A 15,086-nucleotide genomic window follows, 5' to 3' on the forward strand; every position below is an offset into this window, starting at 1 on the left:
TACGTTGATAGGTTAGCATCAACTATGTTAGCACCATTACTTAGTGCGAGTAATTTTATCCAGATAGCCCATGGCAAAGGCTGATAATACAAAGGTGATGTGTATTAACAGATACCACATGATTTTGTCGTTATCGATATTCTTCACATCCATAAAGATTTTCAGTAGGTGAATAGACGAAATCGCCACAATCGACGCCGCCACTTTGTTTTTCAGTGAGCCAGAATCTAATTTACCCAGCCAACTTAGCTTCTCACTGTCTTCGCCCACATCCAGCTGCGAGACGAAATTCTCATAGCCAGAAAACATCACCATCACAATCAGGCCGCCCACGAGGGTGATATCAATCAAGGACAGGGTCACCAGCACTAAATCCACTTCAGTCATCTCAAAAATGATCGGCAGAATATGGAAGATCTCTTGGAAGAATTTAATGCCTAAGCCCAATAAAACAAAGCTGAGTCCCAAATAAATTGGCGCCATAATCCAGCGCGATGCATACATTAATTTTTCAAATATTTGTTCCATAATCCATTAAACCCTTTATCTAAAATGCGGTAAAAAATCGAGTCACTAATGACTAAAACAGTAACATAATGCACTTTATGCGCGCTATTACCCAATCACAAGGGCGTGAGTTATATGCTGTTATTGTGCTTTTTTTGTAACCTCTGTGGTTATTTAACCCCTATTTGGGTGTTAGTGGCGCTACATCGTTTAATTTGCTCTGCCTTTGATATGTCTGATCGTCTTTTTTTTCAACCTAATACCAAGCAAATTCAGCTATGGATGATCATTTTTCTCGGCATTTTAGGGCTTTGATGAAGGAAGTGACATTTGTCATCCTAGATTGCTGACAACTCACACTGCTGTAATGGACATTTTATGCAGATACTTAAGTCATCTAAACAAGGAGGCTTAATCATGCAACATAAATCACTGGACCAACAATTAATCGAATATCGTCAACAACGTGCTTTAGCTATGCCCTTATCTGGCATGATTGTGTGGAGCCTACTGTTTGTATTGAGCTTTGTATTACCTCCTTCGCAGTTGGTGATGGCGGTCTTTATCGGTACTGGTTCTATTATCTACCTTGCCATGGGTATTTCGCGGCTGACAGGCGAGAATATCTCGTTTAAGAAAAGCGCTGAGCGTAATTGGTTTGAGACTGTGTTTCTCGCTGCGATGGGGATGAGTTTTTTAACCTTTAGTATCAGTATTCCCTTTTTTATGGAAAATTATCTGGCTTTGCCTTTCGCCCTTGCGGTGCAAACAGGTTTAATGTGGTTAGTCCACGGTGTTTTAGCAGCGCAAAAGGTGGCCATAGTGCATGCGATAGTGCGCACCTTAGCCTGTGTGGCAGCTTTCATGCTCTGGCCCGAGCTGAGCTTTCAAATTCAGCCTCTAATCGTGGTGTTTTGTTATGGTTTTTCAATTCCCGTGATGCAGCGCCGCTGGAAGATTCAGCAAAATCTTTGTGCTAGCAATTAGTGGGTTATCTTTGGGTTATTGTGTAGATTTTGGCTTTGCGGCCTAATGGCCGAGGTGAATCAAAGTCGTGGGGCTTCAGCCCTGACGCTTAATCAAGAGTCTAACAAGTGATCTCGCCCTAGATCGATTTGTATGTCTGCCAGCGCACAGAGCTCAAACTGGCGTTATTGCATTATGGTTATTACCCTGCACTTTTTGCAGTGTGAAGGAGCTTATAATGCAAACCATGAAACTTACGTTCGTTACCGCTGGTGTTGTACTCGTTGGTAGTTTGCTGCTTAACGGTTGTGATAGTGGCAATGTGAATACTCAAACAGGTACACCAGACTTAACTGTAACAACCGAGGATGGTACTGGTGATGATATTAAAATTGCCACAGCAGTTAATACTGCGTTGATCGCTGATCAGCAGCTACAAAATTTAGATATTCAGATAGAAACCCGCAAGGGCGATGTCACCATTTCCGGCAATGTAAATAGCCAAGCTCAGAAAGACCAAGCTGAACGGGTGACGGCAGCAACCTCTGGTGTGCACTCGGTAAATAATCGGTTGGAAGTAAAATAGCAATGTCAGTAAAGCCGCCTGTTTGATGTATTCAATTGACAGACGACAAACAGGAGCGGCAGCTCTTATCTGGCTTTAATTCACCGCTTATGCCACAAAATACCAATCCCCGCCAACCATGCTGCGGGGCGTTGGCTTCTTGATTTATAAAATGTGTGAGTCCAGCTATGGTCACTCACGCTGGCCTTGCGGCTGTGGTGGCAGATTTGTGCTTTGGAGTTTGTACCCGTCGTGACTTTCTTTGCGCCACATTTCGCACTTGCTACGTAGCTTTTGGCTTTGTGGCCTTACGGCCTAGGTGAATTAAAGTCGTGGGGCTTCACCCCTGACGTTTAATCAAGAGTCGACCAAGGAGGACTGCTCGTCCTCGTCCTTGTCTTTTTAATTGTTAATTCTACTGATGTAGAACCTTCGATTTTTAGTTCACGTCCATATTGTAGTTGCAGATTTATACGGCCTTACGGCCGAGGTGAATCAAAGTCGTGGGGCTTCACCCCACACCCGACCAAGGAGGACTGCTCGTCCTATCCTCCTTGGATGCTCCATGACGCCCCTTGCGAAGTTACATGCATTAGATACTAGCTTCGTGCTTATTCGAAAATAGCTAACGCTTCCGATGGGGCGTCCCTTCCCCCCGAAAGCTACGCAGACGTCCTGTCTGCGTCACGCGATTCTCTTCAACGCCCTTCAGCAACTTCGCAGGGGGAGGTGAACTTCAGTAACTAGTGTGTGGGTTGTAAACCTGGAAAGAGTTGTGCTGTCTCATTTTTCATTTGTTGTCACATCTGAAGACTTAATGCTAAGTTAGTGTCATACAATAATAATTTATTCGAAATGTATATTAATCTAGCCAAAACATATGCTAGGTGATAATTAGAGTTTCGGGCCATAACCTGTTATACGATTTATTTATGGTGGTAATGTGGAAAATTTTGAAGAAAATGTAGTTGCGTTTCTCAAACATAAAGAGAAAAAAGTTCTGGTTATCAAAGGAAAATGGGGAGTAGGGAAAACTTTTAAATGGAATGAGATCGTCAACAAGCATTTCAGTTCACTTGGTTTTTCTAACTATTCTTATGTTTCTCTCTTTGGTCTAGATGGGTTAAAAGAACTGCAGTCTGGTGTATTCTACAATGCTCATGCAATAAGCTCTGATAGCAAGTCAGCTACCATTAAGTCTAATTTAAAGAAAATTGGAAACATAGCAAAAAGTATCCCTCAAATATCAAAGTATGCAAATGCAATTTATGTTATTGAAAACTCACTTGTAGATGATTACCTGATTTGCATCGATGATTTAGAAAGAAAGTCTAAAAAGTTCTCAATGTCCACTTTACTTGGCTATGTATCAAACTTAAGTGAGTCAAGTCATTGTAAAATTGTATTAATATTTAATGATGACACTTTAAATGATGAAGATAAAAAAGAAATCGATCTATATCGAGAAAAAGTTATAGATTTAGAGTTAAAGTATTCACCTAATCCTGCTAACAATATTGATGTTGAGTTTAGAAACCACATATGTAGAGATTTGATTTGCGACATATTCAAGTCTGAAGGCCTAAATAATATTAGAATAATTAAGCACATAAAATGGAATGTTGATGCTTTGATGAATTTCATAGCTTCTTCAGAAGAAGCCGTCAGACATGACCTACTTACCACGATTGTGATACTTACGTATGTTCATCATGAGCCAAGTATCAGTATTCGAGCTAATGAAATTGAACGCGTATTTAGTTTCTCGTTAAAAAATGAGGACGTTGATAAAAATCTTCAAAGGCGTATTTCTTCACTTGGGTATATTTATTATGCAGATCATGAGGCTGAAATCATCAAATATATCGAGGATGGTTGGATGGATGAGGCTTTATTTATTGAAAATATATCGCGTCTTAACAAAAGACAAATTGATAGAGATGTTTCATCAAGATTAACGGAAGTCTGGGGTTTCTATAATAACAACTTCCTTTCCACTAGCAATGATGTGATTAGAGGCTTAGAAGGATTCCTTTCAGAACATTTGAACTCAATCTCTGTTAGGGAACTACATCCTATACTAGATACGTTGATGGAACTAAAAGAAGACTTTGATAAAAGTTATTGGATTGATAAATTTGTTACTTTAAACCTAGATAGTGATAGTCCTGATTTATTAATGCAGCTGAAAAAAATTACAACTAATGCAGAACTCATTGAAATAATTTCTAGTAAAGAGAAAGTCATTTTTCAACATCATTCAATCTACGCCGTTTTATCTAAAATAGTTAAGAACCGTAGCTGGAATCCTGAAGACGAAGAGTATTTAGGTAATCATAGTATCGATGAAATATACGAGTTTTTAGTTGGTGACAACAATTGTGATCTTATGCAAGTGGTTCGCGAAAGTATGGGTATTTTTAGACCTACTGAGGGCGACAATCCAAAAGATATCTTTGGACGAAACCTGCATCAAGCATTAATTAGAGTATCTGCAAGGAGCAAGCTCGATCGTTACAGAATTATACATTTCTTTGGTATCGAGTTTGACTGAACAAAGATAGAGCAAAGATAGAACATGCATAACTCTTTCAGGATTAACAGCCGACACCTAGATTTCAGAAGTTCATCTTTCCCTGCGAAGTTGCAGAAGGGCATTGAAGACTCTTTATTAAAGGCAAAAGAGCAAATAGGCTTCATTTTTATGCCTTGATTACTTTCCAATAACTCTAGTGTCTGAGGAATACACCATCCCCTCGGAGTTGCCGCAGGGCGAATAGACAAATTGCGTGAGTCTCGGCATGGATGCCGAGCTAGCTTTCGCAGGTGCAGGGACGCATCCTTCGGAAGCGATAGCAGATTTGGCAATGAGCACAAGGGGCTTTCAACTCAGTTGGGGACGTCATGGAGCATCCAAGGAGGATAGGACGAGCAGTCCTCCTTGGTCGGGTGTGGGGTGAAGCCCTACGACTTTCTCGGCAGCAAGGCCGTATAAATAACAAAAAAGCCACTGTGGTCAGTGGCTTTTATCATAAAAATCAAAATCTAAGCGATTCGGCTTACTCTATATTTGGCTCTTCGCTGTAATCGATACCGTGGTAGCTCAGGCAAGCGTCGACTTCGTTGCTGCTGCCTAGGATGACGGCAACACGTTGGTGAATTTGTGTTGGTTGAATATCCAAAATGGTTTCATAACCGGTAGAAGCCTTACCGCCAGCTTGTTCGACTAAGAAGGCCATTGGGTTGGCTTCGTACATCAAGCGCAGTTTGTACGGTTTTTTAGGATCTTTATTGTCGGTTGGGTAAGTGAAAATACCGCCACGAGATAGCACGCGGTGTACATCGCCAACCATGGCCGCAATCCAGCGCATGTTGAATGATTTTTCGCGTGGGCCAATTTTACCGAGCAGTAAATCGGCAATATAGGTTTGCATTGGCGCTTCCCAAAAACGCTGGTTCGACATATTAATGGCAAATTCGGCTGTGTCTGGGCTAATGCTCATGGCGGCATTCGTCAGTAAAAACTCATTGGTTTCTGGGTGCAAAGTAAAGAGTTGCACGCCTTGGCCTGTGGTTAATGCCAGCATGGTTGATGGACCATAAAGTACATAACCTGCGGCTAATTGTGCGCGGCCAGATTGTAAAAAACTAGTTTCAGTCAGCTCGCCAGCAGGGGCGGGCAGGACGGAGAAAATGGTGCCGACTAATGAGTTAATATCGATATTAGATGAACCATCAAGTGGATCGAAACACACCAGATATTGACCATTTCGGCTGACTTCAACCACATGATCTTCTTCTTCCGACGCCAAACCGCGCACTGTACCGTCAGCTTTTAAGGCATCTTTGAGCATGTCGTTGGTGATGATATCCAGTTTTTTCTGGGTTTCACCTTGGACGTTTTCTTGCTCAGTCGCGCCTAACACGCCCGCAAGTGCACCGTGGCGAACGGCATGGCTAATGGCTTTTGAGGTGTCGGCTAAGGTTAAAATTAGGTGGGAGAGGGAGTCGTTCACTGCCTGTGAGGTCAGGTGCTGGGCCAGAGTCTGCATGTTATGTCCTTTAGAGGTTCAACAATGAGGTCAATTTCGTTATTTGCCGCGAATGATAACTCAGTTAGTCGACAATTTCAGCGATGTTGCTGATGCTTTTAGCGAATATTAGGGCTTTTTGGGATTATTTGGATTGGGCTTGGCGCAAGGGCCTAATTTGTATCGGCATATTGCATGCTATTTCTATTTAGGGTTTGCCTCTGGCACAATGTCGGCTTGTTTTTAATCGCTGACATCTTAGGCGATTATGTTTCCAAGGAATAATAATGATTAAAAATAGGTTAACTTGGTTCCCTGCGTGCTCACTTAAGGTGCGCGCCGTTCCCCTACTGATAGCGAGCCAAATGGCCATGATTTCGACAGCTATGTTTTCAATTACCCCAGCTTTTGCAATGGAAGGCGGCAAACTGCCACTGACGATTGAGCGAATGAATGCCTCGCCCGCATTAGCGGGCACCAGTCCTCGTGGTTTGAAACTGTCACCCGATGGTCAGCGCGTCACTTATCTTGCGGGCCGTAAAGACAATCAAAACTTTTATGATCTCTGGCAGATGGATGTAAAGACGGGAAAATCTAGCCTATTGCTCAATGCAGATAAGTTGGCAAGCAATGAATTATCCGATGAAGAAAAGGCCCGCCGCGAACGCCAACGTATTTATGGTGAAGGCATTATGGAGTACTTCTGGGCCGATGATAGCCAAGCGCTATTAATTCCGGCTGCTGGTAATCTGTATTATTTTTCATTAGTGGATAACAGTGTCAGCCAACTTCCCATTGGCGAAGGGTTTGCCACAGATGCGCGCCTATCACCCAAGGGACATTTTGTGTCTTTCGTGCGGGACCAAAATTTGTATGTGTTAGATCTGGCAACCAGAAAGCTCCAAGCTATGACAACCGATGGCGGCGGGGCGATTAAAAATGCCATGGCCGAGTTTGTCGCTCAGGAGGAAATGGATCGCATGACGGGTTATTGGTGGGCGCCCGATGAATCGGCTATCGCCTTCACCCGTATTGATGAGTCCGGTGTCGAGCAAGTAACCCGTAACGAAATCTATGCTGACGGTATTAAACTTACTGAGCAGCGCTATCCCTATGCCGGCAAAAACAATGTCGACATCGCCCTCGGTGTGGTCACGTTAAAAGATAAGGCTATCAATTGGGTGAAGCTGCGCGAAGATCATAGCGATGAGAATAGCGAAGACAAGAGCAAAGATATTTACCTGCCGCGGGTCGATTGGTTGCCCGATAGCAAATATTTGTCGTTCCAGTGGCAGAGTCGCGATCAACATAAGCTAGATTTGCAACTGGTGGCGTTAGATTCACTGACTAAGCCAAAAACCTTAGTGAAAGAACGCAGTAACGCTTGGGTGAACCTCAATAACGATCTGCACTTCTTAAAGCAGCAGTCTGCCTTTATTTGGGCGTCTGAGCGTGACGGCTTTAATCATCTGTATCTTTTTGACTTAAAAGGCAAACTTAAAACCCAATTGACTCAGGGCGAGTGGGCTGTCGATGCGTTGGAATACATAGATGAAACCGCAGGTTGGGTATATTTCACTGGCCGCAAAGATACGCCAATCGAGAAACAACTTTATCGCATGCCTTTAGCGGGTGGCAAGGTTGAGCGGGTAAGCAAGCAAGCGGGCATGCACGATCCTGTGTTTGCCGACAATCAAAGTGTGTATCTGGATTATTTCAATAGCTTATCTCAGCCACCGCAGATCAGTTTACACGGTGACAAGGGCCAACAACTGGCTTGGGTTGAGCAAAATGAAGTCAAGCAAGGCCATCCTTTATATGACTATGCGGGTCTGTGGCAAATCCCTGAATTTGGTGAACTGAAAGCCGAAGATGGCCAAGTGTTACAAACCCGTTTATTCAAACCTGTTCCCTTCGATGCGAGCAAGAAATACCCTGTCGTAGTGCGGGTTTACGGTGGGCCGCACGCACAGTTAGTGACCAACAGTTGGAGCGAGCAGGACTACTTTACCCAGTATCTGGTGCAACAAGGCTATGTGGTGTTCCAGTTGGATAACCGCGGCAGCGCCCACAGGGGCACAAAGTTTGAGCAAGTGATTTACCGTCATTTGGGTGAAGCTGAAGTCAAGGATCAAAAAGTGGGAGTGGACTATTTACGAAGTCTGCCATTTGTCGATGCCGATAATGTAGCGATTTACGGCCACAGCTACGGCGGTTACATGGCCTTGATGAGTTTATTTAAGGCGCCGGATTACTTTAAAGCCGCGATTTCGGGTGCACCTGTAACCGACTGGCGCTTATATGACACCCATTATACTGAGCGTTACTTAGCCCATCCTGAGGGGAATGAAAAAGGTTATGAAGCCAGCAGTGTGTTCCCTTATGTGAAAAACTATCAAGCGGGTTTGTTGATGTATCACGGCATGGCCGATGATAACGTCTTGTTTGAAAACAGCACTCGGGTTTATAAGGCGTTGCAGGATGAGGGCAAACTGTTCCAGATGATCGATTATCCTGGATCTAAACATTCGATGCGTGGCGAGAAAGTGCGTAATTACTTATATCGCTCACTGGCAGATTTCCTCGATAGGCAGTTGAAAAACGCCAAATAGCAGGCATAAAAAAACCAGATCCTAGGATCTGGTTTTTTGTGAATCGATTTTTATCAAACCAATTAATGCGGATGTCGCTTAGCGGGCGATTAGCCTTCTAAGTTACCGCAAAAACGATAGCCTTCACCGTGAATAGTCGCGATGATTTCTGGCGTATCTGGCAAGCTTTCGAAATGCTTACGGATACGACGGATAGTCACGTCTACAGTACGATCGTGTGGCTTAAGTTCACGGCCAGTCATTTTCATCAGTAGATCGGCACGAGTCAAAATTTTGCCTGGGTTTTCAACAAAGTGCAGCATAGCGCGGAACTCGCTACGTGGCAGTTTGTAAGATTCACCCTGTGGGCTCACTAATGAACGGCTGTTGATCTCTAAGCTCCAATCATTGAAGCGGTAGTATTCTACTGAGCTCTTTTCTTCGACTTCAGCGCCAGCGCTGTTGACACGAGTCAGAAGGTTACGAGCACGAATCGTTAATTCACGTGGGTTGAACGGCTTGGTAATATAATCGTCCGCGCCAATTTCAAGTCCAAGAATTTTGTCGACTTCGTTGTCACGACCTGTCAGGAAGATAAGACCGATGTTGTTGATTTCACGTAGTTCACGTGCCAACAATAGACCATTCTTACCTGGCAAGTTAATGTCCATAACGACCAAGTTAATTTTGTTTTCCTGCATAGCCTTATGCATTTCTGCGCCATCATTGGCCTCAGTTACCACATACCCTTCTGCCTCGAAAATACTTCTCAGCGTGTTACGGGTAACGGCTTCATCTTCAACGATCAGAATGTGCGGATTTTGCATATTATTTACCTAAATTTTAATCAGTTTATACTAACCAATAAGAGCAACTTACTTCGGGCTCTTATATTCATAAAAGCGTTGATACTTCCTTGAACTGCTTTGTGCTCAAAAGGAAAATCTTTACGGTGACATCTATATCTGGATGTAGATTAAGTGCACGTTTAAGTGTAATACGAGAAAACGTAATCAGTACCAACTTCGATAAGCAATAGTTAGAATAAGTTCCTTAACTATTGTTTTTTTAAATGTTTAAAAGACAAATCAAATGTAGAACAGATTTTAAACAGATGCCCGGTCAGTTCACGTTACTTTAAGCGATATATGTAACAAACTGTATTGAACGATAAGCATCTTGCTCAATCTGTTTCAACTCACCAGTACGTACATTGTACTCGTTTTAGTCATTTGTTAACAAATGAAATGTTAACAAATTTTAGGTGAGCAGGGGTTTTTACCATGATATTTACTTTAGCTATTGATTAGTATAACTAATGTATTTCTTATTCCTGTGAGCCAGTTCACGCCTCTTTGGATTTTACAATCACTCTGCTACACTAGCTTGGGTTCATTTTTCGACTAGACTACCAATGGACAATACGACTCAAAATTTGTGGCAATGTTACCAAGCGCCGTTGTTTTTGCTGACTCAAGCATTATCCTGTGATTTTTCCTTTGCTGTTATTACCGCTCATAATCCCGCTTCAAAGCTTCTCTCTCCTAGCCAAAACCGTTTACTCGATCGCCAACTTCTCCGTGAAATTGAATTACTCGGTAGCCCTTATCGTGCTTTAGTGGGCGCAGCACCGGATTTATCCCACATGGAAAAAAGTTGGGCCGTGTTTATCGATAGAACGATGGCATTGCAATTGGGTAAGAAATTTAATCAATATGCGATTTATGTTGTCGAACAAGGGGATGTGAGCTTAGTGCCTTGCACCTTGGATGGACATGATGAAGTGTGTTTAGGCAAATTTAGAGATTATGTGCAGCTGGTATACGAGCTACCCGATTTGAACACTTAGTTGTTTTCAAAAGATTTTATTTAAATTGTTCATTTGTTATGAAATTAGCATTGACTTCATTAGGGGTTTATTGCTACTTTTTTCGTCCCTTTCCTAGGAAAGGAACAGAAGAGGAGCGTTAACTAGGTAGTCGGTCAGAGGAGCACAAACTCCAGCGATGACTGATGAGGGAGATTAGCGCCGAGGCATAGATATGGTTGCTGCATGTTTATGTCGGTCGCTCAGGCTGAATCCTGACGATTGTCACCTGTAATTGGTGGAGAGCTTCTGGTGACGATTGCTGTTTCCCTTCTTTTGGGGTGCGTTATCATTGAGCACCAGGCTCTTCGAACGAAGTTAGTTCGGAGTGTGATCATGTTAGTTAATCAATATTTTATTCAATCTGCGTTTATTTCTTGCCCTACGTGTTTCACGGAGGTGCGCTAATGTCCTTCGTTGTCGCAAAATTTGGTGGCACCTCAGTCGCCGACTATAACGCTATGAATCGCTGTGCCGACATAGTGTTAGCTAATCCTGATTGCCGTTTAGTCGTGGTCAGCGCTTCGAGCGGCGTGACTAATTTGCTAGTGGAATTGACCCAAGAATCGATCAACGACGATGGACGATTACAGCGATTAAAACAAATTGCCCAAATTCAATATGCGATTTTAGATAAGCTCGGTCGTCCTAACGATGTGGCCGCCGCATTAGATAAATTATTGAGTCGCATGTCGGTATTGAGTGAAGCGCTCGCATCACAACGCAGCAAAGCGACTATGGATGAGTTGTTGTCCCTCGGTGAGCAATGTTCTTCGGCGTTGTTTTCGGCGGTGATCCGCGAGAAAGGTGTTAACTCCAGTGCCTTCGATGTGCGCCGAGTGTTACGTACTGACAGCCACTTTGGCCGCGCGGAACCTCAGGTTGAGCAGATTGCGACTTTAGCTCGTGATTATCTACAGCCACTGTTAGCGGAACAAGTGATTGTCACGCAAGGCTTTATCGGTGCCGATGAAGCGGGACAAACAACAACGTTAGGTCGTGGTGGTAGTGACTATTCTGCTGCACTGTTAGCTGAAGCGTTACGCGCCTCAGCAGTCGAGATTTGGACCGATGTTGCGGGGATTTATACAACCGATCCGCGTCTTGCGCCCAATGCCTTTCCGATTGCCGAGATCAGTTTCAATGAGGCTGCCGAGATGGCGACCTTTGGTGCCAAGGTATTGCACCCAGCGACTATTCTTCCTGCCGTTCGTCAGCAAATTCAAGTGTTTGTGGGTTCAAGTAAAGAGCCTGAAAAGGGCGGGACTTGGATCCGTCATCAAGTGGAAGATGCGCCCGTATTCCGCGCTGTGGCTTTGCGCCGCGATCAAACCCTGTTAAATCTTCACAGCTTGCAAATGCTGCATGCGCAGGGCTTTTTAGCGGAAACCTTTGCGACATTAGCGCGACATAAGATCAGTGTGGATTTGATTACCACATCAGAAGTGAATGTGTCTCTAACCCTCGATAAAACTGGTTCAGATTCGAGTGGTCAAGGTCTGTTGAGTGAGGCATTGCTGCAAGAATTATCACAGCATTGTCGTGTGCGCGTCGAAGATGGACTGGCCTTGGTGGCGATTATCGGTAATCGCATCGCGACGACGCCTGGTATTTGTCGTCGTGTGTTTGAAGTGTTAGAACCACACAATGTTCGGATGATTTGCCAAGGTGCCAGCCCACATAATCTGTGCGTGTTAGTAGCAGAATCGGAAGCGGCGCAAGTGGTTAAATCGCTGCATCAAAATCTGTTCGAAGGCGTTTAGTATGTTGCCGACAACATCGTCTCTGCAAATCGGGGAGCTTGCCGCAGGGCAAGCACTCACTTTGCCTATCTACCATTTCAAGCCGAGTGACGATAAGGCGACTGGCCCCAAAGTGTATATTCAGGCCAATGTTCACGGTGCTGAAGTACAAGGTAATGCGGTGATTTATCAGTTGATGAAGCAGCTTGAACACTGTGACATCCGCGGCGAAATCACCTTAGTGCCATTGGCGAATCCACTCGGGATCAACCAAAAAAGTGGTGAGTTTACCCTTGGCCGATTTGATCCTATTACGGGGGCGAATTGGAATCGTGAGTATTTGAATCATGCTATTGATTTGCCGACTTGGTATGGCGAACATGCCAAGCTGAGTGATAGCGAGCTGATACAAGCCTATCGCAGTACTTTGGTTGAAGCCTGTCAGCAAAAATTGCGTCATGAATGGGGCATTACTACTGGCCATAGGCTCGCGGTTAATCTGCAGATTATGGCCCATGGCGCGGATATAGTGCTCGATCTGCATACGGGTCCTAAATCCTGTAAACATTTGTATTGTCCCGAATATGACTTAGCTGCTGCGCAGTTTTTGTCGATCCCTTATACGCTCATTATCCCCAATGCCTTTGGTGGCGCCATGGATGAGGCTGCGTTTTGTCCATGGTGGCAATTGAGTGATTTTGCAAAATCACAAGGGCGCGATTTAGGAGTTGCAGTGTCAGCGTTAACGTTGGAATTGGCGAGCCAAGAGCGCGTCTGTCTTGAGGATGCACTGGTTGATGCACAAGGGATTTTGGCATATTTAAGCCACCGAGGCGTGATCGCTGAAACCGTTGCGCCCGCTAAAATGCCGCGCTTTGGTTGTTATCTAAAAGACTATAAAAAATATCACGCGCCAAGTTCTGGTTTAGTGGAATACCTTGCACCTGTGGGCGAGCCATTAGCTGCGGGGCAGCCCTTAGTAAATTTACTGCGAATGGATTTATACGGTACGGCGGATGAGCTAAAAACGGTTAGTTTGCCGCAGGACTGCGTGCCGATTTTGCACTTTGCTTCGGCATCAGTGCACCAAGGAACAGAGCTTTATAAAGTCATGACTCATGCGTTTGAGTTGCCAACGACATAATCGCCCGCTTAGAGCATAAGCATTAGCCCATAACAATTAGTTTATGGGACTGAGAGAAAACAAAGCCAATCGATTAGGATTGGCGTTGTTTTAAGGTGGCTATAACCACTTGAATCGATAAAACAGCGCCATTTGCAGGGCGACGAGTGAGATTAATATTCCGCAGAAGGTGGCGAAGGCCCAAGTGTTGTCCGCGCCCGGTATCCCGCCAATATTGACCCCAAGTAAGCCTGTTAAAAAGCCTAGCGGTAAGAAGATTGCTGACACTAAGGATAAGAAGTATAAGCGTTTGTTGAGTTGCTCCGATTGCTGACTGAGTAATTCTTCTTGAGTCACATTGGCTCTATCGCGCAGGGCATCGAGATCTTCAATGGTGCGGATAAGTTTATCGTTTGTTTCCCTTAGCTTGAGTCGCTCGGTATCTTTAAATAGGCTGAATTGCTCGGAAATCATTTTCGAGAATGCTTCGCGCTGTGGGGCTAAATAGCGGCGGATGGCCACAGTTTGACGGCGCAGTTCGGCGATATCGGTACGTAAATCTTTAACATTGCCTGAGACGACGAGTTCTTCTAAATCAGAGAGCTGTTCTTCCAATTTATCAATAAACTCGACTTTACGATTGGTCAGTCGCTCGCAGATTGCGACGATAAAGTCCCCTGTAGTTGTAGGCCCATTTCCCTCAAGGATCAGCTCGGCGACATCTTTGACCGACTGTAACTCGCGATCGCAGGTGGAAATGATACGCTGTTTATCGGCATAGATACGCACTGCCACCATGTCTTCTGGAGCAGAATTGGGGTTGAGGTTAACGCCGCGTAATGCGAGTAATATGCCTTCACCTGTAATCACAGCGCGGGGACGAGTGTCTTGGGCGAGTAGGGCATCACTTTCGACCTTAGGCAGACCGCTATTGAGTATCCAGTGGCGTGCCTTTTTATTGCGATAGCGAAGGTGTAACCAGAGTAGGCCATCCTGAGGATCCCATTTTTCGATCTGTTCTAGGCTCAAGGTGGAACCCGCTTGGGCGCCGCTGAGCACTAAACTGTAGATAAACCCTTCGTGCATATCGCATTCCATTTAACTTTCAAAATCATCCAAACAAACTAACTGATTTTGTCATGAAAATGAAGTCAGTACTTATGCTTAACGACATGAGGTAAACGTTAATTGACATAAATTTGATGTGCTGAGGGATGCAAGCAACTTAGCCAAGGATAGGTTAAAATTAGCATTAGTAGGCTTAGATCAAAGAGACAATAAAATGGAATACGAATTTCGGCGTAACAGTTTAACTGGCACTTTTTTGGCTAGCTTTAGCATGGATCATGAAGTGCTTGGGCAATGGTTTACGGAAGAATTAGGGACTGAGTTAGCTAAAATTCAGCAAGTGTTGGGTGTGATAAAAGAAATTCAAGCCGATAAACGAGGTTCATGGCGTCTTGTTGGTAATGATTTTACCTTAGAGTTAGAGCGTGAACAGGCCCGAGTCTTTGCCAATACTTTAGGCTTTGAGCAAGAATATGAATTGGAAGAGGCTATGTCACTTTATGATGCTGAGTCAGAAGCTTATTGTGGCCTTGAGGATTTTGAGCAGGCGTTACTGAGTTGGCAGACATTTATCGAGAAAGGTCTGTAATCATTTATTTAATCTCTATTTGATAAAAACATAAAGG

Annotated in this window: 12 protein-coding genes and 1 riboswitch; of the genes, 8 read left to right on the forward strand and 4 right to left on the reverse strand. The window is 44.1% G+C overall.

Annotation, left to right across the window (positions count from 1 at the left end):
* Window positions 1–36: 36 nt before the first annotated feature.
* Window positions 37–528, reverse strand: coding sequence for a TIGR00645 family protein (locus tag L5M17_RS04720; RefSeq protein WP_105250244.1), 492 nt, complete (start codon window positions 526–528; stop codon window positions 37–39).
* Between the two features lie 396 nt (window positions 529–924).
* Here L5M17_RS04720 and L5M17_RS04725 point away from each other — a divergent pair, with 396 nt between their 5' ends.
* The 3 genes from L5M17_RS04725 (at window position 925) to L5M17_RS04735 (ending at window position 4,592) form a co-directional block, all read left to right on the forward strand.
* Entirely contained in the window at window positions 925–1,494 is a 570-nt protein-coding gene (locus tag L5M17_RS04725) for a DUF7010 family protein (RefSeq protein WP_131525496.1), read from the forward strand.
* Between the two features lie 217 nt (window positions 1,495–1,711).
* The gene (locus L5M17_RS04730; protein ID WP_105250242.1) at window positions 1,712–2,059 is read left to right on the forward strand and encodes a BON domain-containing protein; all 348 of its coding nucleotides are present in this window, start codon (window positions 1,712–1,714) and stop codon (window positions 2,057–2,059) included.
* Between the two features lie 922 nt (window positions 2,060–2,981).
* Window positions 2,982–4,592 carry a hypothetical protein gene (locus tag L5M17_RS04735; RefSeq protein ID WP_263145582.1) on the forward strand — a complete coding sequence of 537 codons (1,611 nt, stop codon included), beginning with the start codon at window positions 2,982–2,984 and terminating at the stop codon, window positions 4,590–4,592.
* A 505-nt stretch (window positions 4,593–5,097) separates the two neighbouring features.
* On the opposite strand, the gene L5M17_RS04740 is transcribed toward L5M17_RS04735, so the two are convergent.
* Window positions 5,098–6,090 (reverse strand): class 1 fructose-bisphosphatase, encoded by a 993-nt coding sequence (locus L5M17_RS04740; protein ID WP_263145585.1) that lies wholly within the window; start codon window positions 6,088–6,090, stop codon window positions 5,098–5,100.
* 266 nt (window positions 6,091–6,356) lie between these two features.
* Between L5M17_RS04740 and L5M17_RS04745 the strand changes: the two genes are divergently transcribed.
* Window positions 6,357–8,681 (forward strand): S9 family peptidase, encoded by a 2,325-nt coding sequence (locus tag L5M17_RS04745; protein ID WP_263145587.1) that lies wholly within the window; start codon window positions 6,357–6,359, stop codon window positions 8,679–8,681.
* 89 nt (window positions 8,682–8,770) lie between these two features.
* On the opposite strand, the gene arcA is transcribed toward L5M17_RS04745, so the two are convergent.
* Window positions 8,771–9,487, reverse strand: coding sequence for a two-component system response regulator ArcA (gene arcA / locus L5M17_RS04750; RefSeq protein WP_006080127.1), 717 nt, complete (start codon window positions 9,485–9,487; stop codon window positions 8,771–8,773).
* Between the two features lie 587 nt (window positions 9,488–10,074).
* On the opposite strand from arcA, the gene L5M17_RS04755 reads away from it, so the two are divergent.
* The 3 genes from L5M17_RS04755 to L5M17_RS04765 all read left to right on the forward strand — a co-directional run bounded on the left by L5M17_RS04755 (window position 10,075) and on the right by L5M17_RS04765 (window position 13,413).
* Complete coding sequence (locus L5M17_RS04755) at window positions 10,075–10,509, forward strand: DUF3293 domain-containing protein (RefSeq protein ID WP_168824631.1); 435 nt, start codon at window positions 10,075–10,077, stop codon at window positions 10,507–10,509.
* A gap of 100 nt (window positions 10,510–10,609) precedes the next feature.
* A riboswitch (Lysine riboswitch) is annotated at window positions 10,610–10,784 on the forward strand.
* A gap of 150 nt (window positions 10,785–10,934) precedes the next feature.
* The gene (gene lysC, locus L5M17_RS04760; RefSeq protein ID WP_263145590.1) at window positions 10,935–12,290 is read left to right on the forward strand and encodes a lysine-sensitive aspartokinase 3; all 1,356 of its coding nucleotides are present in this window, start codon (window positions 10,935–10,937) and stop codon (window positions 12,288–12,290) included.
* Window position 12,291: 1 nt separating this feature from the next.
* Window positions 12,292–13,413: a succinylglutamate desuccinylase/aspartoacylase family protein gene (locus tag L5M17_RS04765; protein WP_263145593.1), complete on the forward strand. Its 1,122-nt coding sequence runs from the start codon at window positions 12,292–12,294 to the stop codon at window positions 13,411–13,413.
* A gap of 99 nt (window positions 13,414–13,512) precedes the next feature.
* Here the strand turns inward: L5M17_RS04765 and L5M17_RS04770 are convergent, their stop codons facing one another.
* Window positions 13,513–14,478 (reverse strand): zinc transporter ZntB, encoded by a 966-nt coding sequence (locus L5M17_RS04770; RefSeq protein ID WP_131525184.1) that lies wholly within the window; start codon window positions 14,476–14,478, stop codon window positions 13,513–13,515.
* 196 nt (window positions 14,479–14,674) lie between these two features.
* Here L5M17_RS04770 and L5M17_RS04775 point away from each other — a divergent pair, with 196 nt between their 5' ends.
* On the forward strand, window positions 14,675–15,049 hold the full coding sequence (locus L5M17_RS04775) for a YacL family protein (protein ID WP_198571932.1): 375 nt from the start codon (window positions 14,675–14,677) through the stop codon (window positions 15,047–15,049).
* Window positions 15,050–15,086 lie beyond the last annotated feature (37 nt).

It is taken from the genome of Shewanella sp. SW24 (assembly GCF_025653395.1).
Taxonomy (GTDB): domain Bacteria; phylum Pseudomonadota; class Gammaproteobacteria; order Enterobacterales; family Shewanellaceae; genus Shewanella; species Shewanella oncorhynchi.